Source organism: Pantoea vagans (assembly GCF_004792415.1).
Classification (GTDB): Bacteria; Pseudomonadota; Gammaproteobacteria; order Enterobacterales; family Enterobacteriaceae; genus Pantoea; species Pantoea vagans.
This window is the reverse complement of sequence record NZ_CP038854.1, coordinates 485337-511156: the sequence shown is the minus strand read 5'-3', so window position 1 is coordinate 511156 and position 25820 is coordinate 485337. Positions and strand designations below refer to the sequence as shown.

Annotated in this window: 25 protein-coding genes; 14 read left to right on the top strand and 11 right to left on the bottom strand. The window is 53.7% G+C overall.

Annotated features, from left to right (window positions below; translation table 11 throughout):
- Positions 1 to 401: 401 nt before the first annotated feature.
- Positions 402 to 3131: a cation-transporting P-type ATPase gene (locus EGO56_RS21265; protein WP_135910990.1), complete on the top strand. Its 2730-nt coding sequence runs from the start codon at positions 402 to 404 to the stop codon at positions 3129 to 3131.
- Here the strand turns inward: EGO56_RS21265 and EGO56_RS21260 are convergent.
- The 3 genes from EGO56_RS21260 to parS form a co-directional block, all read right to left on the bottom strand.
- A complete protein-coding gene (locus EGO56_RS21260) occupies positions 3120 to 4151 on the bottom strand; it encodes an AI-2E family transporter (protein ID WP_135910989.1) in 1032 nt (343 codons plus the stop codon). The two genes, EGO56_RS21265 and EGO56_RS21260, sit on opposite strands and share 12 nt — an antisense overlap.
- 173 nt (positions 4152 to 4324) lie before the next feature.
- A complete protein-coding gene (locus EGO56_RS21255) occupies positions 4325 to 4795 on the bottom strand; it encodes an RES family NAD+ phosphorylase (RefSeq protein WP_135910988.1) in 471 nt (156 codons plus the stop codon).
- Positions 4792 to 5235, bottom strand: coding sequence for a type II RES/Xre toxin-antitoxin system antitoxin (parS, locus tag EGO56_RS21250; protein WP_013195990.1), 444 nt, complete (start codon positions 5233 to 5235; stop codon positions 4792 to 4794). Before parS ends, EGO56_RS21255 begins: the two co-directional genes overlap by 4 nt.
- A gap of 148 nt (positions 5236 to 5383) precedes the next feature.
- Between parS and EGO56_RS21245 the strand changes: the two genes are divergently transcribed.
- The 7 genes from EGO56_RS21245 to EGO56_RS21215 all read left to right on the top strand — a co-directional run bounded on the left by EGO56_RS21245 (position 5384) and on the right by EGO56_RS21215 (position 11452).
- Positions 5384 to 5998, top strand: coding sequence for a TetR/AcrR family transcriptional regulator (locus EGO56_RS21245; RefSeq protein WP_135910987.1), 615 nt, complete (start codon positions 5384 to 5386; stop codon positions 5996 to 5998).
- Between the two features lie 51 nt (positions 5999 to 6049).
- A complete protein-coding gene (locus EGO56_RS21240; protein WP_135910986.1) occupies positions 6050 to 6916 on the top strand; it encodes an alpha/beta fold hydrolase in 867 nt (288 codons plus the stop codon).
- Between the two features lie 274 nt (positions 6917 to 7190).
- On the top strand, positions 7191 to 8378 hold the full coding sequence (locus EGO56_RS21235) for a M20 metallopeptidase family protein (RefSeq protein ID WP_135910985.1): 1188 nt from the start codon (positions 7191 to 7193) through the stop codon (positions 8376 to 8378).
- 21 nt (positions 8379 to 8399) lie between these two features.
- Positions 8400 to 9248 carry an ABC transporter substrate-binding protein gene (locus EGO56_RS21230; RefSeq protein WP_013195994.1) on the top strand — a complete coding sequence of 283 codons (849 nt, stop codon included), beginning with the start codon at positions 8400 to 8402 and terminating at the stop codon, positions 9246 to 9248.
- A 6-nt stretch (positions 9249 to 9254) separates the two neighbouring features.
- Positions 9255 to 9980 (top strand): ABC transporter permease, encoded by a 726-nt coding sequence (locus tag EGO56_RS21225; RefSeq protein ID WP_010246779.1) that lies wholly within the window; start codon positions 9255 to 9257, stop codon positions 9978 to 9980.
- Positions 9981 to 9989: 9 nt separating this feature from the next.
- The gene (locus EGO56_RS21220) at positions 9990 to 10676 is read left to right on the top strand and encodes an ABC transporter permease (RefSeq protein WP_135910984.1); all 687 of its coding nucleotides are present in this window, start codon (positions 9990 to 9992) and stop codon (positions 10674 to 10676) included.
- Positions 10673 to 11452: an ABC transporter ATP-binding protein gene (locus tag EGO56_RS21215; protein WP_135910983.1), complete on the top strand. Its 780-nt coding sequence runs from the start codon at positions 10673 to 10675 to the stop codon at positions 11450 to 11452. Before EGO56_RS21220 ends, EGO56_RS21215 begins: the two co-directional genes overlap by 4 nt.
- Positions 11453 to 11516: 64 nt before the next feature.
- On the opposite strand, the gene EGO56_RS21210 is transcribed toward EGO56_RS21215, so the two are convergent.
- A complete protein-coding gene (locus tag EGO56_RS21210; protein WP_135910982.1) occupies positions 11517 to 12110 on the bottom strand; it encodes a TetR/AcrR family transcriptional regulator in 594 nt (197 codons plus the stop codon).
- Positions 12111 to 12253: 143 nt separating this feature from the next.
- Here EGO56_RS21210 and EGO56_RS21205 point away from each other — a divergent pair, with 143 nt between their 5' ends.
- From EGO56_RS21205 to EGO56_RS21190, 4 genes are all read left to right on the top strand, one after another.
- Positions 12254 to 12655 (top strand): RidA family protein, encoded by a 402-nt coding sequence (locus EGO56_RS21205; RefSeq protein ID WP_135910981.1) that lies wholly within the window; start codon positions 12254 to 12256, stop codon positions 12653 to 12655.
- A gap of 129 nt (positions 12656 to 12784) precedes the next feature.
- Complete coding sequence (locus EGO56_RS21200; protein WP_135910980.1) at positions 12785 to 13345, top strand: fasciclin domain-containing protein; 561 nt, start codon at positions 12785 to 12787, stop codon at positions 13343 to 13345.
- Positions 13346 to 13406: 61 nt separating this feature from the next.
- Entirely contained in the window at positions 13407 to 13955 is a 549-nt protein-coding gene (locus EGO56_RS21195) for a sigma-70 family RNA polymerase sigma factor (protein ID WP_135910979.1), read from the top strand.
- Complete coding sequence (locus tag EGO56_RS21190; protein WP_135910978.1) at positions 13952 to 14629, top strand: anti-sigma factor; 678 nt, start codon at positions 13952 to 13954, stop codon at positions 14627 to 14629. The genes EGO56_RS21195 and EGO56_RS21190 overlap by 4 nt, the downstream gene beginning before the upstream one ends.
- Before the next feature lie 223 nt (positions 14630 to 14852).
- On the opposite strand, the gene EGO56_RS21185 is transcribed toward EGO56_RS21190, so the two are convergent.
- Genes EGO56_RS21185 through EGO56_RS21175 form a run of 3 tightly spaced genes read right to left on the bottom strand, consistent with a single transcriptional unit; the run spans position 14853 to position 18528 of the window.
- Positions 14853 to 16112 carry a glycerate kinase type-2 family protein gene (locus tag EGO56_RS21185; protein ID WP_135910977.1) on the bottom strand — a complete coding sequence of 420 codons (1260 nt, stop codon included), beginning with the start codon at positions 16110 to 16112 and terminating at the stop codon, positions 14853 to 14855.
- A gap of 2 nt (positions 16113 to 16114) precedes the next feature.
- Entirely contained in the window at positions 16115 to 17203 is a 1089-nt protein-coding gene (locus EGO56_RS21180; RefSeq protein ID WP_013196008.1) for a tartrate dehydrogenase, read from the bottom strand.
- A gap of 14 nt (positions 17204 to 17217) precedes the next feature.
- Positions 17218 to 18528, bottom strand: coding sequence for an MFS transporter (locus EGO56_RS21175; RefSeq protein WP_135910976.1), 1311 nt, complete (start codon positions 18526 to 18528; stop codon positions 17218 to 17220).
- Positions 18529 to 18656: 128 nt separating this feature from the next.
- Between EGO56_RS21175 and EGO56_RS21170 the strand changes: the two genes are divergently transcribed.
- Positions 18657 to 19565, top strand: coding sequence for a LysR family transcriptional regulator (locus EGO56_RS21170; RefSeq protein ID WP_135910975.1), 909 nt, complete (start codon positions 18657 to 18659; stop codon positions 19563 to 19565).
- A gap of 119 nt (positions 19566 to 19684) precedes the next feature.
- Here EGO56_RS21170 and eptA read toward each other — a convergent pair whose 3' ends face one another.
- Entirely contained in the window at positions 19685 to 21334 is a 1650-nt protein-coding gene (eptA, locus tag EGO56_RS21165) for a phosphoethanolamine transferase EptA (RefSeq protein ID WP_135910974.1), read from the bottom strand.
- Between the two features lie 429 nt (positions 21335 to 21763).
- Here eptA and EGO56_RS22715 point away from each other — a divergent pair, with 429 nt between their 5' ends.
- On the top strand, positions 21764 to 21991 hold the full coding sequence (locus EGO56_RS22715) for a hypothetical protein (protein WP_135910973.1): 228 nt from the start codon (positions 21764 to 21766) through the stop codon (positions 21989 to 21991).
- A 106-nt stretch (positions 21992 to 22097) separates the two neighbouring features.
- Here the strand turns inward: EGO56_RS22715 and EGO56_RS21155 are convergent, their stop codons facing one another.
- The 3 genes from EGO56_RS21155 to EGO56_RS21145 all read right to left on the bottom strand — a co-directional run bounded on the left by EGO56_RS21155 (position 22098) and on the right by EGO56_RS21145 (position 25269).
- Positions 22098 to 23411 (bottom strand): NAD(P)/FAD-dependent oxidoreductase, encoded by a 1314-nt coding sequence (locus EGO56_RS21155; protein WP_135910972.1) that lies wholly within the window; start codon positions 23409 to 23411, stop codon positions 22098 to 22100.
- 187 nt (positions 23412 to 23598) lie between these two features.
- Positions 23599 to 24216 (bottom strand): dTMP kinase, encoded by a 618-nt coding sequence (locus tag EGO56_RS21150; protein ID WP_135910971.1) that lies wholly within the window; start codon positions 24214 to 24216, stop codon positions 23599 to 23601.
- Positions 24217 to 24582: 366 nt separating this feature from the next.
- Entirely contained in the window at positions 24583 to 25269 is a 687-nt protein-coding gene (locus tag EGO56_RS21145; protein ID WP_135910970.1) for a hypothetical protein, read from the bottom strand.
- Positions 25270 to 25820 lie beyond the last annotated feature (551 nt).

The following is a 25820-nucleotide window of genomic DNA, read 5'->3' as shown; positions in this document are numbered from 1 at the left end:
TTTTAACGAGACGGCAGGGCCGCTTCGCCTGGATCGGGTTACGCCGCCATATGAGAGACCACCAGCCAGGTCAGTAAGCCGACTAATGTGGTTGCGGTGACCGCGAGAATAACGAAACCGCAAAGCATGATAATGCTCTGTTTTTTCATCAGAGTTTCCTTTTGCGAGCCAGAGTACAAGCCGAAGCACACTGCATCAGCATACTTAAACCTTAGCTAAACAAAAACAACGTTGTTATTCTCATAATATAGGTTAGATTTAATTTAGCCATTTTATGTTATTCATCAGACGTTTCTTACCTAAATATGATATCGGTCATTACCGGCGGGAGCGGCTTCCCGCAAAATGCATGTCTTTTAATTGCGCCTTTAATTCATCGCTAAATGGCACGAGGTTTATATATGCTAAATAATGATAAGCAGGATAAAGCGTTAGCTTTATCTGAGCGCCCCTGGTATCAGCGTAGTGTAGCCGAGATATTTTCTGACCTGCAAAGCTCTCCGGCAGGATTATCGACTGCTGACGCACAGGAACGTCTGCAGAAACAGGGGCCAAACGCGCTGCCGCAAAAAGCGGATAAATCAGCGCTGCTCAAATTTATCGCCCATTTTAAAGATGTGCTGATTTATATTCTGCTGGCCGCAGCGGTGATCACCGCGCTCATGGGCCACTGGGTGGATACCTTTGTCATTATCGGCGTAGCCGTTATCAATGCCCTGATCGGCTTTATTCAGGAGAGCAATGCCGAGAAATCGCTGAAGAGCATTCAGAACATGCTTGCCAGTGAAGCGATGCTGGTGCGGGATGGCAAACAGGTCACCGTTGCAACACGCGATATTGTGGTCGGCGACGTGGTGATGTTACGTCCCGGCGACAAAATTCCGGCTGACCTCAGACTGTTTGAGGTCAACAATCTGCGGGTGGAAGAGGCGATTCTCACCGGCGAATCGACGGTGGTGTCTAAGAACATTGACACGCTGAGCGGTGAAAAGTCGCTGGGGGACCGTCTGAATCTGGCATTTTCCGGCACCACAGTCAGCTCCGGCACCGCCTCAGGTGTGGTTATCGCCAGCGGGGGTGATACGGAACTGGGCCATATCAACGAAATGATCAGCGGCATAAAAGAGGCTAAAACCCCGCTGCTGGTGCAGATCGACAAACTGGGTAAAGCGATTTTCCTTATCATCCTGGCGATGATGGTGGTGCTGTTTATCTTCGGTTTCATGCTGCGTGACATTCCGCTGGGCGAACTGCTGCTGTCCGTCATCAGCCTGGCCGTCGCCACCGTGCCGGAAGGTCTGCCCGCCATTATCTCCATTATTCTGTCGCTGGGTGTGCAGTCGATGGCGCGCACCAATGCGATTATCCGCAAACTGCCGACGGTCGAAACCCTGGGCGCCATGTCCGTTATCTGTTCTGATAAAACCGGCACGCTCACTATGAATGAGATGACGGTGAAAGCGGTGGTGCTGGCAAAAAGCCGCTGGCGCGTCAGCGGCAACAGTTACGAACCCAAAGGCGAAATTGTGGCTGAGCAGGGCGGCAACGCGGGTGCTTCGGCGGCACAGGATCCGTTGTTCCAGCAGTTCCTCCATGCGGTAGACACCTGTAATGAAAGTCAGCTGCGTCAGGAAAGCCAGGGGCTCTGGACGATTGTTGGCGGCCCGACTGAAGGTGCACTGAAAGTGCTGGCAGCCAAAGGTCTGACGACGCCTCAGCCGGTTGACGTGGTGAGCAAGCTGCCGTTCGATTCCCTCTATAAATATATGTCGGTCAGCTGTGTGGCTAACGGTGAATCTTATATTCTGCTGACCGGCGCACCGGATGTGCTGCTGACGCTGTGTCAGCAGCAGCAAACGCCGGAGGGTGCAGAGCCGATTGACCGTGCTTACTGGGATGCGGCTATTACCACCTATGCCAGTGAAGGATTACGCACCGTTGCTGCGGCCTGGAAAAAAACCTCCGCACCCATTACCTCGCTGGATCATGCCGATCTGAAAAGTGACATGGTGCTGCTGGGGCTTGCCTGCATGATGGATCCGCCGCGTCCTGAAGCCATAACTGCCATTGATGAATGCCAGAAAGCGGGCATCCGCGTCAAAATGATCACCGGCGACCATCAGGAAACGGCAATGGCGATTGGTCAGATGCTGGGAATAGGCAACAGCCAGACGGCCATCACGGGCTACCAGCTTGAACATATGAGTGACGCTGAACTTGCCGAGGCGGCAAAAACCTATGATATTTTTGCCCGCACCAGCCCGGAACATAAACTGCGTCTGGTGAAAGCACTGGAAGCGAGCGGCGAGATCGTGGGTATGACCGGCGACGGCGTCAATGACGCACCGGCGCTGAAGCAGGCGAACGTCGGCATCGCGATGGGGATTAAAGGCACGGAGGTGACAAAAGAAGCGGCCGATATGATTCTGGCCGACGACAACTTCGCTACCATTGCGGCGGCAATCAAAGAAGGCCGTCGGGTTTATGACAACCTGAAAAAAACCATTCTGTTCGTTATGCCAACCTGTATGGCGCAGGGACTGCTGATTATTATCGCGATTCTGATGGGTAATCTGCTGCCGTTAACGCCGGTTCAGATCCTGTGGATGAACATGGCGACCTCCGCCACGCTGTCGTTTGGTCTGGCATTTGAGCCAGCTGAACCCAATGCGATGCGCCGGCCACCCCGTAATGTCAAAGCACACGTAATGGACGCTTACGCCATCTGGCGTGTGGTGTTTGTCAGCCTGCTGATTTCAATCAGTGCCTTTGTGCTGGAAGCCTGGCTGCAACCGCGTGGCTACAGTCCTGAATTTATCCGCACCGTGCTGCTGCAGATGCTGGTTACGGCGCAGTGGGTCTACATGCTTAACTGCCGCAACACAGATGGTTTCTCCCTGGACCGTGGCCTGCTGAAAAACCGTGGTATCTGGCTGGTGACGCTGGTACTGATTGTTCTTCAGGCGATCATTATCTACGTGCCGCTGATGAACACGCTGTTCGGAACCCGGCCGCTGCCGATTAACTACTGGCTGATTTCGCTGTTTGTCAGTATCGCAATCTTCATCGTGGTAGAGATTGAGAAACGCCTCACCCGCGCATGGCGGGTGAAGACGCCGTCACTGAGTTAACTCTGACTCCGGGTCCTGCTGCGGATAGCTCGCCAGCAGGACCTTCTTAATCAGATAGGTCAGAGGAATGGCCAGTATCCCGCCCGTAATCCCCAGTAACGCCTGCCAGAAGAGAAATGCCAGCAACTGTGTGGTGAGCGCCAGATTGAGTCGTTTACCAATCAGCAACGGTTCAATCACCGAACTCAGGCAGAGGTTCAGCACCATAAAGAAGCCTGAGACCGCCAGCGCAACCTGTAAATCAAACATGATGTAGCTCTGGATCACCGGCGGAATCGCGGCCAGGAAAGAGCCCAGCACCGGCACGTAGTTAAAGATGAACATCAGCACGCCCCAGAAAAAGGCAAACTTCAGCCCGATCAGGTGCGCACCTAAACCCACGATGATCCCGCCAAGAATACTGGTCAGTGTTTTTACCCTGGCATAAACAATCACGCTCTCAATTCCCTCCTGCAGCGCCAGATAAAAGGCCTGATTTTTTCCGCTGACCCGCTGCTGAAGCGCCGCTTTCAGCAGCGGCATCTCATAGAGCATAAACAGCAGCATCAGGAACACCATAATCCACCAGGAGATGACGCCGGGAATTTGCGTCAGAAACGCGGTAACGATGCGCACTATCGCACCCGCATCCACAAAAGTGAGCATCTGGTCGGGCGTCATACCGATATCAAGCCGGGCAAAAGCCAGCGTCAGCTGTTCCAGCCGTGCCGCCAGCAGCATGGGGGCCTGGCGGCTGAGCTGCATTAAATCGGGCGTCAGTGCCGTTAACTTGAGCGTGATGACCACCATGACCATCAGCATCAGCGTAATCACCAGCAGGGATGAGATAATGCGTGGGATGCGTTTTTTATCCAGCCGGGTAATCAGAGGGTCAAGCATGATAGCCAGTAACGCCGCCAGCAGGACCTGATTAATCAGCGGTGCCGCCAGATAAAGGCCGGTGAGAATAATGGTCAGAGAGGAGAGGATAAACAGCACGCGTGCCAGCGGTTGCCAGAGAGTAAACCAGCTCAGTCCCATGTTCGGGCTCCTTCAGCAAAGATAAGCTGCAGTATAGATGAGGCTTACCTGTCAGTGCTTTGCGTCATGTCAGAGTAGGGGGAAGAGTTATAAGAGACGCTTCAGATCCGATTATCATAGGCTCTGAATCACTGTTCAAAGCTAAATGCGTGGTCTGTCGCTATCCGGTTAGTCTATTTACGGTCCGGTTTCAGCCGACGGTCAAACCGGAACGGAATGGCCTCAGCCTGTTGAACGATCCGGGAAAACTCCGGGTGTTCAGGATTTAACAGATAGTTGTGTTCTATGGGCGAGAGGGCACTGGGTACACGCAACGCAACCGCATCGCAGGCAGAGCACCAGGCGTCGCCATAGTCAGCCAGTTCCGCCGGCGCGTCTTCATCGGCCCAGTTTGCAGGCAATTCACTTATATCGACGGTTTGTATCAGCGCATCGGGAACATCGATGCGCAGTAGCGTGAAAGCGTCGAGGATGTGTGCGGAGTGCAGATGGACCAGTGTTTCCAGCAACGTCAGTGAGGCGGTTTCTGAGACATAAACCATTGAGATGCCGATGCTGTTCCAGCGACCGCCCGCCTCTTTTGCGCTGAATCCCGTCCAGGCGGTCGAAAGATACTTTGTCTTAGTCAGCCTGTAGAGGATCAAGAATAAACTCCATGCTCCAGACGCGTGATGAGCTTCAGGACCTCATAAGCGCCAGTTTCCGATGCCATAAGTTCTGCTGGCATTTTCCAGCTCAACGCCCGGTTAGGCTCATTCAGCCATTTTTGCGCTTCATCCTTATCGCCTTCGAACAATTCAACCGCCCGATCAATAACGCGGATAATTCGCACCAGTCGTTCGCTTTGTTCAGCGCTGAATTTTGCTTTCACGCCACGGCTGAATGTCGTGGAGGGAATACCGGACATTCTGCGCAGGTCGTTTTGGGTAATCTTCGCCCAGTCGATGATGAGGTGAGCCACGTTGCCATCAAGGCCATCGTTGATCTGGCCCAGCAGAGCGACACCATCCGTACTGTGCAGGCCCGCAGCCTGCCATAAACGTGGCGGTCTGGTCTTAGCTGCAGAAAAGCTGAATGTTTTCATTCGTCACCTCCAATTGGTCATTTAATCATAACCAATTGGTTTGCACTGCGCAATTGCTGAAGCCTGATGAAAGATGTCGGATAAAGTACAACCGCTTCTTTAACTAAGTAACAAATCAGTCTATCTTTAAGGGAACAATCATTTCCTAATGGTGCTATCAATGCACGATAACCGTAATAAAGATCGGGGACGACCACGGGCATTTGATACCGATGCGGCACTCGACAGTGCAATGCTGGTTTTCCGGCAAAAAGGCTATCACGCCACCTCAATCGGCGATTTGGGCCGGGCTATGCAGCTTACCACCGGCAGCCTTTACAAAGCCTTCACCGACAAACAAACGCTGTTTGCTACGGTCTTTGCCCGCTATCTCTCTCAGCGTAATGGCAGCTTAGCTGCGCGGCTGGCGCCATGTGAAAACGGCCGTGAGCAACTGGCGGCGCTGCTGAATTTTTACGTGGATTCAGTGCGCGATGTGGAAGGCGAGCGCGGCTGTCTGGTCGCGGTAAGTGCCGTGGAGTTGCAGACGCTGGATGAGGAGCTGGCCGGCGCGGTCAGCGCGGCGCTGATGCGCAATCAGCAGAACTTACAGCAGATGATCAGGCTGGGTCAGCAGGATGGTTCGGTTAATCCTGCACTGGACTGTGAAGCCACCGCTTCGCTGATGCTCTGTATCGTGCTGGGGATGCGCGTCGCCGGTAAAGTTGCCGCTACCCGACCCGATAGCAGCATCATCCCTCTGGCACTGAAGTTACTCGACTGAATTTTTTTATCCATTAAGGAAGTGATCGTTTCCTTACTATCCGGAGGCTTTGTGTATTCTCAACCCGCTTATCAGCATCATTTTATCAACGTGGGCACACAGCGCCTGCACTACCTTAGCGCTGGCGGCGAACAAGCCGAAACAGTGGTGTTGCTCGCCGGTTTTCCGCAGAGCAGCTACGCCTGGCGGGAGGTGATTCCCCGGCTGGCCAGTCGATTTCATGTCATTGCACCCGACCTGCCGGGGCAGGGTGATTCAGATTTCCCGGTCAGTGGCTATGACACCGACAGTGTAGCGACATGCATTGTGACGTTGCTCAATAAGCTGGGAATCGAACGCTTTCATCTGGCCGGACATGATGTCGGAGCATGGATTGCCTGGTCACTGGCGGCAGCCCATCCCGATAAGGTCAGCCGTCTCGCGCTGCTGGATGGCGGTATTCCCGGCGTGACTCTGCCTGACCTGCTGCCGATGGTCGGTGATAGCGCCTGGAAAACCTGGCATTTCGGCTTTCACTGTGTGGATGATCTGCCGGAAGCCCTGATCACCGGCAGGGAGGCGATCTACCTTGACTGGTTTTTTAACCGCAAAGCAGCGAATCCTCGTCGCATTGATGCGACGGCCCGTCGTGAATATCTGCGCATTTTTCAGCAGCCCGGCGCGTTACGCGCGGGACTGGCTTTTTACCGCGCCTTCTCGCAGTCGGCAGAACAGAACCGTCAGCGTGCGTTAAACGGTAAGCTGGCAATGCCGCTGCTGGCGGTGAGTGCTGATCAGGGATCGATACCCGATATGGCTACGCCGTTACGCGCTGTGGCGCAGCAGGTAAACAGTGAAACTATTCTCAACTGCGGTCATTTCATTCCTGATGAACAACCGGAGAAACTAGCGGAAATACTGGCAGACTTCTTTATTTAACCTCCGGATATACGCTGAATAACACCGCGCAGAAAGTAGGGAAAGTAATGTGGGGCGGCGGATTATTAATATTATTGCTGATCCGCTGCTATCTCATACGGCTTTCCAATAAATAAACATAAGATACTGATTTTTAATGATTCCTCGTGTGTTATAACGCGTTGCTTTCTGTCACGTGCTGTGAATAAATAAACGGTCACCACCATCCAGTGTCAGGATGAGATTAAAAAGAGGGCCGGCACCAGACTGCCGGCCTCATATTGCCGGGGCTGCGATGAATCAGGAAAAAGAACAACTGGCCGGGGAAATAAAAGCCAGAGTTAATGAGATTGAACCGCAATTAGTGGCGATTCGGCGTGATATCCATGCGCATCCGGAATTAGGCTTTGATACGCTGCGTACCGCCAGTCTGGTCACAGAGTATCTGCAGGCGCTGGGATTGAATCCCCGGACCGGCGTTGGCCGCAGCGGTGTCGTGGTGGATATCGACGGCGCGGAGCCGGGTAAGACACTGCTATTGCGTGCTGATATGGACGCGCTGCCCATACAAGAACAGACGGGTTTACCCTTTGCCAGCCACTATCCCGGCAAAATGCACGCCTGTGGTCACGACATTCACACGGCAACGATGCTGGGTGTGGCCACAATCCTGCCGCACTATCGTCAGCAGCTAAAAGGCCGCGTCCGGCTGATCTTCCAGCCTGCGGAAGAGACACCAGAAAGTGGTGCTGAGGCGATGATCGCCGACGGCGTGGCCGACGACATTGACTGGGCGGTGACCCTGCATAACAAACCTGAACTGGCGGCGGGTGAGGTTGCCCTGACGCGCGGCGCCAGTACCGCCTCCAGCGACGAATTCGACGTGACGGTACATGGTGTATCGACCCATGCGGCCCGTCCGCATATGGGCACTGACCCGATACTCGCCACCGTGCATCTCATCAGCCAGCTCCAGACCATCATCTCGCGTGAACGCGATCCTGCTCACTCCGCCGTGTTGACCATCGGGCACATTCAGGGCGGCACCACCCACAACATCATTCCTGACAGCTGTCTGTTTCAGGGCACCATCCGCACCAAATCGCCGGACGTGCGGGCTGCGATGGAAGCGTCATTTAAACGGATGTGCGAAGGGGTGGCGCTGGCGCAGAACGTCCGCGTAGAAGTTAACTTCCAGCGTGGCGTTCCCCCCTTAATGAACGACGATCGCCTGATCGATTCACTTGAAGAGATTCTGTCGCATCAGTTTGAGAAGGCCATCATCGCGCAGCCCAGCGCCAGCTTTGGTGCTGAGGATTTTTCACTGTTTACGGAACGGGTACCGGGCTGTCAGATTCATATTGGATCCGCTACGCCGGGTCGTGACGATCATCTGCATAACTCCGACTATCAGCCGGACGAACGCAGCATTGCCGCCGGGACGCAGGCGCTGACGCGCCTTGCTATTGATTTACTCTCTTAATAATAAAGACATGAGGTTTATATGATGATGCGTAACCGTCTCCTGAAGGCGTCTCTGACCGTGGCGCTGCTCGCCACTTCTGCCTTCAGCCAGGCGAAAGATTTCGGCACCCTGAAGTTTGCTACCGAAGCGGCTTATCCTCCGTTTAACCAGACGACCCCGAGTGGAAAAATCGTTGGCTATGAGCCGGATATGGTGGCGGAGCTGGCGAAGCGTGCAGGTTTTAAATATGAAATCATCGCCCAGAAGTGGTCAGGCATGATTCCGGGCCTGATCGACGGTAAATATGATGCGGTGATAGATGCGGTGACGGTGACGCCAAAGCGCGCTGAAGCGATCGATTTTACTCATCAGTACACCGTCAGCGTCTCCAGCTTTGTGACCGCGAAAAAAAGCCCGCTCGCCACGCTGCCAGGCAGCGGCACGGTGGTGACGGCGGATGACGACGCCGGTATGAAAAAAGCAATCGACGATCTGAAAACCACGTTTAAAGGCAAAACCATTGCGGTGCAGGTCGCCACTATTCAGGCGGACTTCCTGCAGAAATACCTGGGTGATGTTGCCACTATCCGCACCTATCAGGCCGGTCCTGAAACCTTCGCTGACCTGATGAATGGCCGTGTTGATGCCGTCATGGCTTCACGCACCAACCTCAATGCCTTTGTGAAAAAACACAGCGATGCCATCAGCAGCAGCGGTTATGGCTTCTCGGGTGGTGTGCTGGGTGCAGGCTCGGCGATTGGTCTGCGTAAAGGCAACAGCGAGCTGCAGCAGGTGCTGAATCAGGCGCTGGACTCGATGATCAAAGATGGCACGCTCAGCAAACTGTCGATGAAATGGTTTGGCGAAGATGTCGCGCCAAAAGCGTAACCACTGATGCTGATGAATATTGACTGGCAGATACTGGGCTTCGGGGATGAGGGCTGGGGAGGCGTGCTGCTTAACGCCGCCGCCGTCACGGTCAGCGTGTCGCTCTGCGCCTGGCTGCTGGGTGCGCTGTTGGGCAGCGTGCTCTGCTGGATGCAGATTGCCGGTTCGCGCTGGCAGCAGCGGCTGGCGGCAGGCTACATCACGCTGTTTCGCGGCGTGCCGGAACTGCTGGTGATCTACCTCTTCTACTTCGGTGGACGTCAGGTGGTCTCCACGGTAGGCACCGCGCTGGGCTTCCAGGGGCCGTTCGATGTGAACGGTTTTGTGGCGGGCGCAATCGCCATCGGGCTGATCTCCGGTGCCTATCAGAGCGGCGTATTTCGCGGCGCGTTCTACGCCATTCCGGGCGGTACACTGGAAGCGGCGACCGTGACCGGCATGGGACGGCTGATGATGTTTCGCCGCATTATCGTGCCACAGGCGTTACGCACTGCGCTGCCGGGTATGGGTAACCAGTGGCAATCGGTGATCAAAGAGTCGGCGCTGGTCTCAGTCACCGGGCTGGTGGAAACCATGAACCAGGTCTCGACCGCAGCCAACTCCACTCAGATGTCCTTTTTCTTCTACAGCGTGGGTGCGGTGATCTACCTGATTATCACCACCTGTTCCGATATGGTTTTCCGCTACGTGGAAAAGTTTGCAATGCGCGGTCAACAGCGCGTGAAGGGATAAGGAGTCCACGTGGATATGATGTTTTTACAGCAGACGCTGCTGGCGCTGCTGAAAGGATTGCCGCTGACGATCAATCTGGCGCTGCTCTCGCTGCTGGGGGGCGGCGTGCTGGCATTGCTGCTTAACCTGCTGCGCATGACGCGCGTCGGCAGCCTGTTCTGCCGTTTCTACGTCTGGCTGTTTCGCGGTACGCCATTGCTGATCCAGATTTTTATGGTCTATTACGGCCTCGGCAGTTTACCGGCAGTGCGCGACAGCCTGTTCTGGCCGCTGCTGCGCGATCCCTACTGGTGCGGCTTGCTGGCGCTGATCCTTAACGATGCGGCTTACACCTCGGAAATTCTGCGCGGCGGACTGCGTGCCGTCAGCCAGCAGTCGCTGGAGGCGGCTAAGGTCTCGGGCATGTCGTCATACAAGATCTTTACCCGCATTACCTTACCGATTGCGATTCGTCAGGCGCTGCCAGCTTACAGCAATGAAATTATCTCGATGATTAAAGCGACGTCGCTGGTCAGCACCATCAGCCTGATGGAAATGACCGGCATTGCCGACTCAATTGTTTCCTCCACGTTCCGGGCGCTGGAAGTGTTCCTGAGCGCGGCGGTGATCTACCTGATACTGACCATGCTGGTCAGCAAAGGCGTATCGATGCTGGAACGACGCTTATCACCTTACTATTTCGGAGCAAGATCATGACCGCACCTACTATCATGCTGAGTCATCTCAGAAAGAGTTATGCGGGACACGAAGTGCTGCACGACATCAGCCTGACCGCGCAGGATGGCGATGTGATTTCGCTGATTGGTGCCAGCGGCTCAGGAAAAAGTACGCTGCTACGCTGCATCCCGTTTCTTGAAGTGCCGCAGGCGGGTGAAATTGCGGTCGGCGAGATAAACGTCACGCTGGATAACGCCGACGAAAAACTGAGTCGTGAGCAGCGCCGTCGCATCAAGCTGATGCGGATGCAGCTTGGCTTTGTGTTTCAGAGCTTCAATCTGTGGCCGCATAAAACGGTGATGCAGAACATCATTGAAGCGCCGGTTCATGTGCAGAAGCGCAGCCATAAAGAGGCGATTGAAAAAGCCGAAGCGCTGCTGCATAAAGTGGGGCTTTACGCAAAACGCGACGCCTGGCCGTCGCAGCTGTCAGGCGGACAGCAGCAGCGCGTGGCGATTGCCCGGGCGCTGGCGCAGCAGCCGAAAGCGATCCTGTTTGATGAGCCGACCTCTGCGCTGGATCCGGAGCTGGTGGGTGAAGTACTGCGGGTGATCCGCAGTCTGGCAGAAGAAGGGCGCACCATGATTATCGTGACCCATGAAATGGGCTTTGCGCGTGATGTGTCGAACAAAGCGGTGTTTCTGCATCAGGGGATGATTGAGGAGTCGGGTTCGCCGGAACAGGTGTTCCTCGATCCGATTTCGCCGCGCTGCCGTGCCTTTGTGAACAGCCACTTTGAGCGCAATGCAGGCTAGAATAACCGGGATCATGCAATCTGGCTTCAGCACTGATAGCTATCGTTTGAAGCCATGTTCAGGATTAATAACTCTGGCGCAGGCCGCCCGCCAGCTGGGTGAACACCTCGATCATCTTTGGCAGTGCCTTTTCCGGGTCACTGCTGGAGCCGACCCAGAGGGCGGCATTCAGTGCTGCGCTATTCAGCAGATGCGCGGCGGCATCGGCGTCTACCGGCTTGATTGTTCCGCTTACGGTCAGCTTCACAATCGTTTCGCGCGTGGCTTCCAGACAGCTGTTCTGGCTGGGCCATTGCGCGGGATCACCCAGAAATGCCGGGCCATCGCGCAGCACAATACGCTGCACTTCGGCCTCCATGGCTAACTGAATATAGGCGATGCCTTCTGCCACCAGCTTCTCCCATCCATCTGCCACGCCGGATGCGGCTGCTTTAGCCCGCTGTGCCATCTCACCATCAACCTGTGCCACGACCGCCGCCAGCAGCCCCTTTTTATCGCCGAAATTATGGTAAAGCGCACCACGGGTCAGGCCCACGCTGGCCGTCAGTTCATCCATAGATGCCGCCGCAAACCCTTTTTCAGCAAATGCGGTGCGCGCTGCTGCAATCAGCTTTGCACGGTTCTCTTCCATTGTTTCAGCGCGACGTTTAGCGGCCATAAGCTCTCCTTTCACATACGCCTCGTATATTATTTGACATACGCGACGTATGCGTGATTAATGTGACATACGCCGCGTATATTAAATCAATCCTGTGTACGCCGCATCCTGCTTTCCCGACTGACGCTATGAAAGGAACCACTATGATTACGCGCGAACCTGTTTTCCCCGCTAACCGTCATGCCCTGTATGAGCAGCATGGTTATTCTGCTGCCATCCGCTCAGGCGATCTGCTGTTTGTCTCCGGTCAGGTGGGCAGCCGTGCTGACGGCACGCCCGAACCCGATTTTGCTGCTCAGGTTAACCTGGCGTTTGAAAATCTGGCGGCCACGCTCGCGGCAGCAGGCTGCACTTTTGACGACCTGGTTGATGTCACCACGTTCCACACCGATCCGGAGAACCAGTTTGAAACCATCATGCAGGTGAAGCAGTCCATTTTTCCGCAGCCGCCTTACCCTAACTGGACAGCGGTAGGGGTCACCTGGCTGGCGGGATTTGATTTTGAAATCAAGGTGATTGCCCGCATTCCGGAACAACAAAAATAATCTGTTCGTGCCGTAAACGGATGCCGGAAGAAAATAATTAAAAATTTTTGCATCCGTTTTCTTCACTCATTCGTATTAACAGATAAGGGCACATCGGCCCTGTCTGCAAACTCAATGAGGGAAGTGAAAATGAAACCATTCCTGCCAACTCTGCTTTTTTCTGCATTAGTTTTCAGCGGTGCCACCTATGCGGCATCCATGGACAGCGATACGGTCATGGTCGGTGGCGCTGCCATGTACCCGTCAAAAAATATTGTTGAGAATGCTGTTAACTCGAAAGATCACACTACGCTGGTCGCGGCTGTTAAGGCCGCCGGTCTGGTTCCGACGCTCGAAGGGAAGGGGCCATTTACCGTTTTTGCGCCGACCAATGCCGCCTTTGCAAAATTGCCGCAGGGCACCGTCGACTCTCTGCTTAAGCCAGAGAACAAACAGAAGCTCACCAGCGTTCTGACCTATCACGTGGTCGCAGGAAAACTGGACATGAAAGCACTGGAGAAAAAAATCAAATCGGGTGGAGGCAAAGCGGAGCTGAAAACGGTAAATGGCGCCTCCCTGTGGGTGATGGCAAACGGCCCGCACAACATTCAGCTTAAAGATGCTCAGGGCAATGTCGCTAACATTACCACTTATGATGTGAATCAGAGTAACGGCGTCATTGACGTTATCGATACCGTGCTGATGCCGTAAAGCGTTACCTATACTGTGTGTAGCCACTGATACCGTGGCTACACCTTTAACAGGGAAGCCGATGACAAAAACTGTGCCTCATATTCAGGCTGACTTAATGAACCAGATTGCCTGCGGCGATAAATCTGCGCTGGCGCGGCTCTATCACGTCCTCTCACCCCGGCTTTACGGCATTATTCTGCGTATGGTCAGACGGCGCGACTGGGCAGAAGAGATCCTCCACGACACCTTTATTCAAATCTGGCAGTCGGCAAACTACTACGACCACAAGCGCAGTGAACCGCTTATCTGGCTCAGTCACATTGCCAGAAACAGAGCGATCGATTTTCTGCGTAAACATGAGAACAGATGCTGTTCGATAGAGGAAATCAGCGAAGCGGAAGCGGGTTTTGAGCGTTCACGTCCCTCAGACGACAGTCCGGCAGAGGCGCGCCGCCTTCAGCACTGTATGGCGCAGTTACCGTCAGAACAGCGACAAAGCCTTTCGCTCGCCTATTATCGTGGTCTGTCACAGAGTGAGATCGCACTCTCCATGAGCCAGCCCGAAGGCACGGTAAAAAGCTGGATCCGTCGCGCGTTAACCCATCTTCGGGAGTGCATAGGCTTATGACTGGTCAGGAAAATGATGATCTCACTGCCGCGGAATATGTGCTTGGGCTAACGGACGCTGACACCCGGCAACAGCTGGATAAACGCTTTAATGACGATGCAGCCTTTGCCGCAGAAGTAGTGCGCTGGCAGAACGCGTTCAGTGGCATTGACCTGACGACTCAGGAGGTCGCCCCGCCTTCTGCACTCTGGCAGCAGATTGCGCAGGATCTTGAGCGGAAACCTGGCATCCCCGTCAAAAAACGCAAACAGCAGCATCCCGGATTCTGGCTCGGCTGGGGCCTCGCCGCGGCAATGACCGGCATCCTCGTATTTAGCTGGGTGACGAAGCCTGATGCGACACACGCGCTGCAGCCGATCGCGGTACTCAGCGGCGCGCAGCCTGATGCACAGTTTGTTGTGAGTCTGGACAAGCGCGCGTCATTAATTCAGGTTTCTGCACTGAACGTCACGCTGCCAGAAAACAAAAATTTACAGCTGTGGCTGATTAAGGGCAGTGCTCCGCCACAATCACTGGGACTGATCGATCACCGTGACAGTAACGCTTTTAAGTTGCCTTCCGGAGAGCTGGATAATAAGACCATACTGGCGATAAGTCTGGAGCCTGTGGGTGGTTCTAAACTCAGCGGGCCGTCCGGGCCGGTGATTTTCCAGGGCAAAGTCACGCTGCTTTAACCCTCATCAGCAGGGATTTATCTGCCGGCTGGCCGTCAATGCACGTTTTGGCCTTAAAGACGAGTAGCCTGGCCAAAACGTGCACCAGACGGTCAGTCTGTGTTTTTGATTGTATGGCTGAAATGAGTCGGCCCGTCAGCCAGCCTGTTCCTGAATGGCCAGGGCAGTAATCTGCGTTAACGGATAAAACGTCGCTCTCCCGGCACGCGGGAGAGCGACACGCTTACGCAATCAGGATTGCCCGGATATCGTTGACGTTTGTTAACGTAGGACCGGTTATCAGCAGATCATCCAGCGCGTGAAAATAGCTGTAACTGTCATGGTCATCGAGAGAGTTAAGCGCATTAAGGCCGCTCAGTTTGCCGCGTGTGAGTGTGTCGGGAAAGACTATCGCCCCTGCCGCATCTTCTGTGCCATCAATACCGTCACTGTCACCAGCGATGGCCCAGATACCCTCCTGACCCTGCAATGCACAGGCAAGGCTGAGCAGAAACTCGGTGTTACGTCCCCCTTTTCCAGCCTGACCCTGCCTGACCGTCACGGTAGTCTCACCTCCCGACAATAGCAGCGCAGGACCACGAACCGGCTGACCATGCTGCTTCACCGATCTGGCGATACCGGCCATCACCACCGCCACTTCACGGCTTTCACCCTCTATTGCGTCCCCCAGAATCAGCGGCGTCAGCCCGTGCAGGCGTGCGGCCTGCGCCGCCGCCTGCAACGCCAGCGCAGGTGCCGCGATCAGCCTGACTTCACTGTTCACTGCGTTTTCCAGCGGACTGGCGGGCTGGTTCAGCACTCTGCGAACCGCTTCAGGAACCGCAATACCGTAACGTTCGAGCATCCTGAGCGCGTCGGGTGGCGTACTGTGATCGGCAACGGTAGGGCCGGACGCTACGTCCGTCGGGTCATCGCCCGGCACATCGCTGATGATCAATGACACGATACACGCCGGCTGCGCCAGGCGTGCCAGTTTGCCGCCTTTCACTGCGGAAAGATGGCGACGGACCAGATTCATCTCCCTGATGCTGGCACCGCTGTGCAGCAGTGCGCGGGTGATTTTCTGCTTATCTGCCAGCGTCAGTCCCGGTGCAGGCAGCGCCATCAGCGCTGATCCTCCTCCTGAAATCAACGCCAGCACCAGATCATCCGGTGTTAACCCGCGCAACGTCTCCACAATCAGCATCGCCGCCGTTTCGCTCATGGCATCTGACACCGGGTGGGCCGCCTCGATAATACGGATGCGTCCGGCAGGCACCGCGTGCCCGTAACGGGTGACGACGACGCCTGACACATCCACATCCGGCCAGGCCGCATCGACCGCTGCCGCCATCGCCGCTGAGGCTTTACCGGCACCGATCACCACACAGCGGCCACGCGGTTTTTCCGGCAGGTTCGGCGGGATAACCGGCCCGGCCCGGGCGCTGTCAACAGCGTGCTGAAATATATCGCGAAGGATCGTCGCGGCCTGTTCGTTTCTCATGGTTATGCCGTCTCGGTAACGTCAGCGCTGGCTTCGATAAACTGCACGACCGCGCGGGTGACGTCAGCGGTCGTGGCAGTGCCACCCACATCCGGCGTCAGAATGCCTTTCTCGCAAACATATTCGATGCTGTCCATAATCAGCGCAGCGGCGTCACGTTCGCCCAGATGCTCCAGCATCTGAACGGCGGTCCAGAACGTGGCTATTGGGTTTGCGATGCCTTTGCCGGTAATGTCGAAGGCTGAGCCATGGATCGGTTCAAACATGGAAGGGAAGCGGCGTTCAGGATCAATATTGGCGGTTGGTGCAACGCCCAGACTTCCGGCCAGCGCACCGGCAAGGTCTGAAAGGATATCGGCGTGCAGGTTAGTGGCAACGATGGTATCCAGCGTCTGCGGATGCAGCGTCATACGGTGTGTCATGGCATCGACCAGCATTTTGTCCCACTGCACATCCGGGAACTCCAGCGCCACTTCGGCGGCGATTTCATCCCACATCACCATCCCGTGGCGCTGGGCATTCGATTTGGTTACCACGGTCAGCAATTTGCGCGGACGGGACTGCGCCAGTCTGAAGGCATAACGCATAATCCGCGTGACGCCAACGCGGGTAAAGATCGCCACCTCGGTGCCCACTTCTTCCGGTAAACCACGATGTGCGCGGCCGCCATTCCCGGAATATTCACCTTCGGAGTTTTCACGCACAATGACCCAGTCCAGATCGCCCGGACCGCGGTTTCGCAGCGGAGAGGTTACGCCAGGCAGGATTTTAGTGGGTCTGACATTGGCGTATTGATCGAAACCCTGGCAAATGGGCAGACGCAGACCCCACAGCGTAATGTGGTCAGGCACATCCGGTGCGCCGACCGCGCCAAAGTAAATAGCATCAAATGTCTTCAGCGTGTTCAGCCCGGTTTCCGGCATCATCACGCCATGCTGTTTGTAATAATCTGAGCCCCAGTCGAACGTCTCGATCTCAAACTTCAGCTGCGGATTGTGGCGTGTCAGCGCCTGCAGAACTTCAATACCCGCTGAAATAACTTCCGGACCGATACCGTCGGCAGGGATGGCAGCAATTTTGTAATTACGCATAGTAACTTCTCCAGTTAATGAGTATGAGGATGAGGAATTTCGGCTGTTTGCGGCTTATTCGTTCTGGCAGAGAGAATCAGAACAACCAGAGCGGAGAGCCCCAGCAATCCGGCGACAAAGTAGAGGCCCCAGGTATAGCTACCCGTCTGCTGACGGATTACGCCAATCATCATCGGGCCGACAAATCCGCCGAGGTTGCCAATAGAGTTAATGGTAGCGATGCCCGCCGCTGCCGCCGGCCCGCTGAGGAAGAGCGTCGGCATACTCCACAGAGGGGGCTTGGAGGCACTGATACCTGCGGTGACCAGGGTCAGGGCGACGATGACGGTGAAAAGCGTGCTGACGTTACCGGCATAAATGAGTCCGACGGCAGCCAGCAGGCACGCGCCAATCACATGCCAGCTGCGTTCCCGGGTGCGGTCAGAGTGCCGCGCCCAGAGGATCATGGCGATAACTCCGATTACAGCCGGAAAGGCGTTCAGGAAGCCTATCTGCATTGAGGTTGCGCCGAAGCTGCGGATAATCTGCGGTGACCAGATGCCAAGCGTGTACAACCCGGCCGATGTACCGAAGTAGACCAGCGCCAGCGCCAGAACGCGCTTATCCGCCAGTCCCTGCCAGGCGCTGGTGTGGCTCTGTTTAGCTGCCCGGGCCTGCTCCTCAGTGCGCATGGTGTTTTCCAGCCAGGTACGTTCCTCGTCGGTCAGCCATTTCGCTTTGGCCGGGCGGTCGGTAAGAAAGAACAGGACAACCACGCCGAGCAGTAATGCCGGTATCGCTTCAACGACGAACATCCACTGCCAGCCGGCATAACCCAGAAAGCCATGCATCTCCAGCAGCGCCGCCGAGATGGGCGATCCGAGTGCCGTAGAAAGGGGCGCTGCAGCCATAAAAATCGCCGTGACCTGGGCGCGTTTTGCTGCCGGGAACCAGTAGCTGAGATAGAGGATGATGCCGGGGAAAAAACCGGCCTCTGCCACGCCGAGCAGAAAACGCAGAACATAAAAGCTGGTTGTGCCCTGCACAAAGGCCATACAGCCAGAAACCAGGCCCCAGGTGATCATCACGCGGGCAATCCAGATGCGGGCACCGACTTTATGCAGAATTAAGTTTGACGGGACCTCAAACAGAAAATAGCCGAGAAAGAATATGCCAGCGCCCAGCCCGAATACGGTAGGTGAAAATCCCAGATCCTGATTCATGGTCAGGGCCGCAAAACCGATGTTCACCCGGTCCAGAAATGCGATGAAATACAGCAGCATGATAAAAGGAATGATGCGAAGGGTAACCTTGCGCATAACCTTTTTTTCGAGGTCATTATTCATTTCGCGATGCTCCACAGTCATGTAGGGTTGTTATTGTTTTGTAATAATCCCAGTATGAAGTTTTGAGCAGCTTTATCATCGGCACTGCTTTATACAAATAATTTGCATAATCAGGTTCTGGTAAAAAAATGGATATAAATCAGTTACGTTGCTTTATCGTGCTGGGTGATGAGCTTCACTTTGGACGGGCTGCCCGTAAGCTTGAAATGATGCCTGCGTCACTGAGTCGCTTCATCAGACTGCTAGAGGAGGATTTGGGAATAAGGCTGCTGAACCGTTCAACCAGAAATGTCTCGCTGACACCTGAAGGGGCGGCTTTCCTGAATGAGGCCAAAACCGTTATCGCGGATTTCGATGCGCTGCGGTTGCGGTTCCTTAAAAACAGCTTAACGCAGAAAAGAACGCTGCGAATTGGCGCTATTGACAGCGCCGCCAGAGGACTACTGCCGAAACTAATTAATCTGTTTGTCAGGCAGTTTCCTGACGCAGATATCCATATTACGGAAGATAAATCTCACACTCTTATTCCGCGGCTTTTATCGGGGTGGCTGGATGTGGTCCTGATACGCCCTCCTGAACAGGTTGATGCCATGCTGACGACGCGTTTCATCGCTAATGAAACCTGCGTGCTCGCTGTTCCGGCCCATCACCGGCTTGTTGATTATCCCGAGGTCACTATCCGTGATTTTTGTCATGAGCCGGTGATCATGCCAGAAAGGCGTACCCGACCTCACAGCCATGATCTCACGATGAATGTGTTCAAAGCGGGTGGCTGCACACCGGTCATTGCACAGTATGCTGAAGAGAAACAGACCATCCTGAGCTTTGTTGCCGCCGGTCTGGGCATTGCTCTGGTGCCGTCATCCTATAAAAATATGAATGCTGACGGGGTTAAGTATCTGACTCTTTCGCCAGCCATAGACATTGAGGGGCTTCCGCTCAGTGCGATGTGGCATCAGGGAAACAATAATCTTTATGTCAGCGCCCTGCTGGATATGCTCGCTGAAAACCTCGACGCGCTGACACGTGACCTGTAAATATCGATTATTTTCAGGAATAAATACCGGATCAGATAATTTATTTTTACCTGAGCGATGTACAGTTTTACCGATAGCATCCAGCCAGATAAACGCCCCCATCAGGGGCTTTATCACTCTTATTTTTCTGCGGGCGTATTGCGGCATGTCGCCAGTATATCGTCTGCTGCAACATATTCGCGGGTCTGAACGCCGGTCATGCCCAGCATGGTTGAAAAAAGATTATCCTGAGAATATTTTTGCGAAGTTGCCAGCCGGTTCAGGCATGTGTAGTCCACGGCATAACGCTGCTGGTAATCGGGTGACAGCCAGATCAGCAATGGCACGCGGGTCTGAAATTCAGGTGCGATAGCATAGGGCAGGCCATGCAGATAGACGCCTTTCTCGCCCAGCGACTCACCATGATCTGACAGATAAACCAGACTGGTTGTAAACTTCTCCTGATGGGCTTTGAGTAATTCAATCGCTTTATCGACAATATAGTCCGCATAGAGAATGGTATTGTCGTACGTATTAATAAGTTGCTCCTGAGAGCACTCCTGTATCTGTTTCGTCTCACAGGTTGGCGTAAATTTACTAAACGCCGGGGGATAACGATGATTATAGGTTGGGCCGTGGCTGCCAATCGTATGCAGTACAATAACGCCATTACCCTGAAGCTGGTTGATATAGGCCTCCAGGCCATGGAAAAGCACCTCGTCATAGCATTCGCCTTTGATGCACATTCCCGGAAGATTGAGCGCTGTCATATCCCGATTAGGCACCCGATCGCAGGCTCCTTTGCATCCACCATCATTCTCATGCCATAAGACGCTCAGTCCCGCCCGCTGAATAATATCCAGTAATCCTTCCTGATGACTGGCCAGGGCATCATCGTAGTGTCTGCGCGGCATATTTGAGAGCATGCAGGGGACCGAGACTGCCGTAGAGGTGCCACAGGATGCGACGTCAGGGAAGTAGACAACGTCTTCTTCTGCCAGCAAAGGGTTGGTGGGGCGTGGGTAACCGCCCAGAGAAAAATTAGCGGCGCGGGACGTTTCGCCTACGACCAGAATCGTCAGGTTCTTTTTCGGGCCGCTAAGCATCTGGGGGCGTTGATGGGCATCTTCACCTATTTTCACCAGAGGAAGATTCGCACGCTCGCGATGATTATAGTAAGAGAGCGAGGCCGCAATAAAATTAGAAGGGCTCAGGGATTTCAACAGCTGGTGGTTATTGCGAATCAGTGATGCATAGTCTTTATAAAAAAACATCGCTATCAGCGCTATTAATGCAACTGAAATAACCAGGCTTATCCCGCGCTGAAGTAATCCCTTCCACACCGGTACCGACTTTTTAAAAGCAGGCCAGAAGGCGAGTGCGGCCATAAAGAAGCCGGTAAAGAAAATGACTAATATCATCTTCGGCGTCAGCAGTGCCAGGCTTTCAGAGGGTGTGGTGTCCACCATATTGGTAATCATTGAACGATCAAGAACGATGCCATAGTGCTGAATAAAGTACTGGGCTATGGCAGCGACAATGATAAACAGCGCAATGGTTATCCTGTCCAGCCAGAAAAAGGAGGCCAGCGTCACCACACTATTTATCACACTAAAAGCGACAATCGGCATGGAAAGGAAAAACAGCATATTGCTTATCCCGTCCGGCGCGATAAGTGACCAGGCCTGTTTGTAAAAAGCGAAATTGAGGAAAACAGCGATATAAAGTGAGAATAGCAGTATGAACGCGACGCGGGGCAATACGGGCTGACTGACATTAAACCGTGGCATAAAGGTATTCCATAACCTTGCGGAAATAAGCCAATAAACTTCTTTCTGAAATAATCAGCAAGCGTTAATAAAATTTATATGCCAGCAACTCTGAGTTAAGTAGTTGATGACCGTGATAATGTAAATAACTGCTTTAAAACATCTGTTTAATATCGTTAGTAACCAGATGGATTGACGATAGGCTCATTTTCATTCCTGTTAATGTTAAGTAAAAATGAACTTTTTGCTACACTTTGTGCGGTTTATGTAGTTAATTTGTGATGCCGATCACGCCGGTTCGTTTAAGAAAACGCGATTTCAAACCTGACAGGGTCGCGTTGCTTAACGATTGGAGAGCTGCCATGAATGCGGATGTGAACCGGAACGTATAGAGAAAATAGCGTCAGTGCCTGTTTATTCTTTTTCCCCCAGCCCGACAACGACATCTGGATGCCGCCTATTCTGCAGGTGATAAAAGAAGAGGGCGTCAGGGTAGTGATCTATACCGGCTATGGCGAAGGCGCGATCTTTCCGGCATTGTTCCGTGAATTAAAAGAGGCGGATATCATGCTGGAAGGTAATACAGACGAAGGCTATATCTCGCTTGGGACAGGCATTGGCAACATTCGTTGTATCAAAAGTGTCGCGGAAGTCGTAGATGATTTATCCATTGAATAAACCGATCTGAAGTGAAACGAAATCAATAAGAACTCATATTTAACGAAAAGGCGGGCCTGAATAAATATCCTCGTAAGCGGTCAGCTCAGGCCCGTTTTTATAAAAATTAAACTTCCTTACGGCCCAGATATCGCTCTTTCATCAGCGACAGGGCAATGCCGATATCGAGTGCTGGCGAGGGGGGCATGACATTGGCTTTGCCCAGCGACAGCATATCTGCAATATGCGGGTTATCCTGTTTCATCATGAAATCCGCCAGCAGCGTGCCTGCCACGGTCTGCTTTGAAATGCCTGCGCCGTTACAGCCGCCCGCCGTACAGAGAAATTTGTTCAGCATACCCCATTCCGGCGCGCCGTTACGCGTGACGCTGATGGTGCCAGACCAGGTGTGGGTGATCTTCACACTGCCCAGCGTCGGATAGACTTTCTTAAATAAGTGCGCATGCAGCCGGGTCGCCTCATAAGTCCGGGCCGCGTTCACCTGGCCCCTGAGCGCGGGTATGACATGCTGGCGAATTAGGAAACGGCGATCTGAGGTAAAACGGAAGGTCGCTCCGGCAATGGCGTTAACCGGCGTGAGTCCCCAGCTCTGCATCGGGGGCAGGGTAGCCAGTTGTTCGTCCGTCAGCGGCTCGGTTATGCTGGCGAAGGTAGCCATAGCAGCCTGACGCGAAAGCCCCGGACGCAGCTCCGGCGATAGTGCATTGGTAGCCAGCATCACTTTTGGCGTTTTGATCACCCCAAATGGTGTCAGCACTTCAGCCATGCTGCCGTAACGGATCCCCAGCACGGGTGTGTTATCGAAGCGCTGAACATTCTCGGGTAAACACGCGTTCAGGCCGGCAATCAGCTGCGCCGGATTAACCAGCACACAGCCCGGTGTATAAATCCCTTTGCTGTAAAAGCGCGTACCGAGTTTCTGGTACAGCTCCTCGCTGTCTGACATCTGCCACGGCTCGTTCATCAGATCGAGATGGCTGGCATACTCCTTTAAAATAGCGTCGTTACCAGGTTCAGCCTGACAGTGATATTTGCCGACCCGTTCCCAGTCACACTGAAGATGATGCTGAGAAATAACCTGCTCCAGCTGACGAATGCCTTCCTGAAGCAAGTTCCGGTATGCGTTTGCCTTCTTTAATTCAGCAGTTGAACTGCCAATATTATGCGGCAGGCCGATAACGAAGCCGGAATTCCGTGCCGATGCGCTTTGCTGTGTGCTATGAGCCTCGACGATAATAATTTTCAGGTTCGGATTGATTTCCGCCAGGCGGCGCGCAAAGGCGACGCCTGCAAATCCTGCCCCGACGATGACCCAGTCTGCAGTGATATCGCCCTGCAACGCTGGCTGTGGCGAAAAACTGTACTTACCTGCAGGCCAGCCCGGTTGGTTATGATTGAATGGTATTGATGCGTAGCGCAATTCCCTGTGCCTTATATAAAAAATAAAGCAATTTTATAGGGGAAAGCGGGATGCCTGTGCCAGCGGTAATCTGACTAATCTTGATTTCAGACAAGTAAAATAAAGGGTTTTGTTCTGCACAACCTGATGCGCGCGGATTTGCGGAGGAAAGAGGATTACGCACCCACAAAGTTTTATGTTTTGCTATTCAGGAGCGATAAAGCACGCTGTTAATTTCAGCCACCACCTGCAGCGTTGCCTCTTCAATGCTCCCTTCATTGCGGCATAAAAACCAGCCGTTATTCGCAACTTCCTGCTCAAACGCGCGGGTGCAGGCGATATGTTCTTCAAGGCGGTGAATTACCGTACTTCCCAGGCCACGTGTTCGTGCTGCGGCTCTTTCCCAGGATACCTTGGGCGCTGTGACCACCCCGACATGCAGATCTGGGGCGCGGACGTTGTGCTCACGGTTTAGCTGCAGAATCTCTGTAAAAGGAACCATCCGGCGAAACGCGGCATCCGATGGATACCAGCGATCCATCAGGATAACGCTGTCCTGCGGCTGTTTAGCCAGTACGTTCTGTGAAATCCAGGCGCGGCTGACAGCAAAGCGCTGACAGATTTCCCATTCCACATCTGCCGAGGGATCTCTGGCGAGCCGGTTAACCAGAGCCATGGATTCCGACCTGAAAGGATCGCTCTTTTTCTCGCTGAGTCGGATCACTTTCATATTGTCTGCCCTCAGCACTTGCGTAATGGCCTCCAGCAGCGTGGTTTTACCGGCTCCCTTGGGGCCATCCAGAGAAACAAACAGCTGACGACTCATGCCCGGAGTGAAGAGGGAGTCAGGATTGCAGTGAAAGGTACATTCGCCAAAAGCATGTTATTTCCTGGTGTGATAAGCGGGTATTTTCCTGAGCCATCGGCCCTGGTTGCGAGAACAGAATCGAGGAGTATTCACAGACAATAATGGAACGGCTCTGCCTGGCAGGCTTTATCATCATCTTTGCGTGTTCATGAATTAAAACCTGCGTCCTGTATAGTTTACGGGAACAGTCAGGTAAACGAAAAGACCCTGATCTAGTCTGCTGACGGAGGGTTTGAGAGAAAAACGGACCTGAATCTATGCGGCTATAAGTAAGCTCACACAGATGCAGGCCAAAAATCGTTTCTGACAGGGAATCGCATCGCTTCAGTTAACGCGTAACGGGTAACATTTTGTCCAGTTGTAGTTGATCTTTGCCAGCGTCAGTTCTCCGGCGACCTCCCCAAAATCAACGGTCTGACGTTCCAGAAAATAGTGACGTAAGGTTGCGGGTAAAAAAGCCGCGTTGTAACGCAGCAGGGTGCTGTGCCAGAAGGGGGCCGGTAATGAGCTGCCCGAATGACGCATCATCAGCTCTTTTTTCCAGTCAGAGTCGAGCACCTTTTCGCAGAATGACTGACGCATGGCTATGGCAGGACTTTCAGGGATCCCTGCGAGTAATAACTGACCGGGCAACGCAACGAGCCGGAGATCCCTGATAACGATTTTCTTCGCCTCAAATCCGGTCCAGATAGCCGTCAGCTGATCCACTTTTTCGGGCAACGGCGCGTTTTCGTGAAAGAGCGGCAGGGTCAGAGGTAAAAAGGTAAAATGAAAACCGTCCACTGGCAGAATATCGGCTAGCGGATCATCTCGGGTGAGTTGCCGCAGTTCACGCAGCAGACGTGAGACATCAGAGGATACAAACGGCTGTATGCCTGCTGCGAGAGCGAGTTTTACCGGATCGTAGTAGTTTCCTTGCCTGATAGCGCCAATGCCTGCATTTTCCCTCCACATCGCAACGGTATTCTCATTTGCAGAACGGTAAATGCTGTGCAGATTCATCGATTCCATATCAGACCTTTTGCCATTTAAATCTGTTTGTCGCTAAGGATATTTCTGACAGACATTTCAGGCTACCTGATTAATCTTTGAGTGATCATTCGGACATTAAAAAAATGTGAAAGGTTAATCCAGTGCGGATCTCATCAGAGATGTCTCTGTGGCTCATCGCGCACGTTTAACAAGGTGCTAAACCTTATAGCGGACAGTGGCAATTTTTGCAGACTGGTGGGTAATCTGACGCAAAAAGGCATTCGAATCACATTGCAGTATCAGCTTTTAACACGCCAGAATTTCTCTGGTAGCCAGGTGTACATAGTAAATGGCTGGACAGCCATTATGGTGACTCGGGGCAGAGGCCGGTTTTCTGTCAGAGGAATCGACAGGGCTGACGCACGAGCCGGAACGCTGGATGGTACCGAATAAGCTGCCATTGCTCAGGCTGACACAATACGGTGTTTTTTAAGGAGGTTTGGCATTCCTGTGCTGGCAACTCCATCATCTTTTACAGTTCAGGCCCTGAAGCACGACGTATCAGCATTGCTGTGGTGTCTGTTTAGTCT

Excerpts from the sequence above, each read along its gene's own strand:
- EGO56_RS21265 (WP_135910990.1), top strand. The coding sequence starts at position 402 with ATGCTAAATAATGATAAGCAGGATAAAGCGTTAGCTTTATCTGAGCGC.
- EGO56_RS21260 (WP_135910989.1), bottom strand. The coding sequence starts at position 4,151 with ATGGGACTGAGCTGGTTTACTCTCTGGCAACCGCTGGCACGCGTGCTG.
- parS (WP_013195990.1), bottom strand. The coding sequence starts at position 5,235 with ATGAAAACATTCAGCTTTTCTGCAGCTAAGACCAGACCGCCACGTTTA.
- EGO56_RS21245 (WP_135910987.1), top strand. The coding sequence starts at position 5,384 with ATGGTGCTATCAATGCACGATAACCGTAATAAAGATCGGGGACGACCA.
- EGO56_RS21235 (WP_135910985.1), top strand. The coding sequence starts at position 7,191 with ATGAATCAGGAAAAAGAACAACTGGCCGGGGAAATAAAAGCCAGAGTT.
- EGO56_RS21230 (WP_013195994.1), top strand. The coding sequence starts at position 8,400 with ATGATGATGCGTAACCGTCTCCTGAAGGCGTCTCTGACCGTGGCGCTG.
- EGO56_RS21225 (WP_010246779.1), top strand. The coding sequence starts at position 9,255 with ATGCTGATGAATATTGACTGGCAGATACTGGGCTTCGGGGATGAGGGC.
- EGO56_RS21215 (WP_135910983.1), top strand. The coding sequence starts at position 10,673 with ATGACCGCACCTACTATCATGCTGAGTCATCTCAGAAAGAGTTATGCG.
- EGO56_RS21210 (WP_135910982.1), bottom strand. The coding sequence starts at position 12,110 with ATGGCCGCTAAACGTCGCGCTGAAACAATGGAAGAGAACCGTGCAAAG.
- EGO56_RS21205 (WP_135910981.1), top strand. The coding sequence starts at position 12,254 with ATGATTACGCGCGAACCTGTTTTCCCCGCTAACCGTCATGCCCTGTAT.
- EGO56_RS21200 (WP_135910980.1), top strand. The coding sequence starts at position 12,785 with ATGAAACCATTCCTGCCAACTCTGCTTTTTTCTGCATTAGTTTTCAGC.
- EGO56_RS21195 (WP_135910979.1), top strand. The coding sequence starts at position 13,407 with ATGACAAAAACTGTGCCTCATATTCAGGCTGACTTAATGAACCAGATT.
- EGO56_RS21190 (WP_135910978.1), top strand. The coding sequence starts at position 13,952 with ATGACTGGTCAGGAAAATGATGATCTCACTGCCGCGGAATATGTGCTT.
- EGO56_RS21185 (WP_135910977.1), bottom strand. The coding sequence starts at position 16,112 with ATGAGAAACGAACAGGCCGCGACGATCCTTCGCGATATATTTCAGCAC.
- EGO56_RS21180 (WP_013196008.1), bottom strand. The coding sequence starts at position 17,203 with ATGCGTAATTACAAAATTGCTGCCATCCCTGCCGACGGTATCGGTCCG.
- EGO56_RS21175 (WP_135910976.1), bottom strand. The coding sequence starts at position 18,528 with ATGAATAATGACCTCGAAAAAAAGGTTATGCGCAAGGTTACCCTTCGC.
- EGO56_RS21170 (WP_135910975.1), top strand. The coding sequence starts at position 18,657 with ATGGATATAAATCAGTTACGTTGCTTTATCGTGCTGGGTGATGAGCTT.
- eptA (WP_135910974.1), bottom strand. The coding sequence starts at position 21,334 with ATGCCACGGTTTAATGTCAGTCAGCCCGTATTGCCCCGCGTCGCGTTC.
- EGO56_RS22715 (WP_135910973.1), top strand. The coding sequence starts at position 21,764 with ATGCCGCCTATTCTGCAGGTGATAAAAGAAGAGGGCGTCAGGGTAGTG.
- EGO56_RS21150 (WP_135910971.1), bottom strand. The coding sequence starts at position 24,216 with ATGAGTCGTCAGCTGTTTGTTTCTCTGGATGGCCCCAAGGGAGCCGGT.
- EGO56_RS21145 (WP_135910970.1), bottom strand. The coding sequence starts at position 25,269 with ATGGAATCGATGAATCTGCACAGCATTTACCGTTCTGCAAATGAGAAT.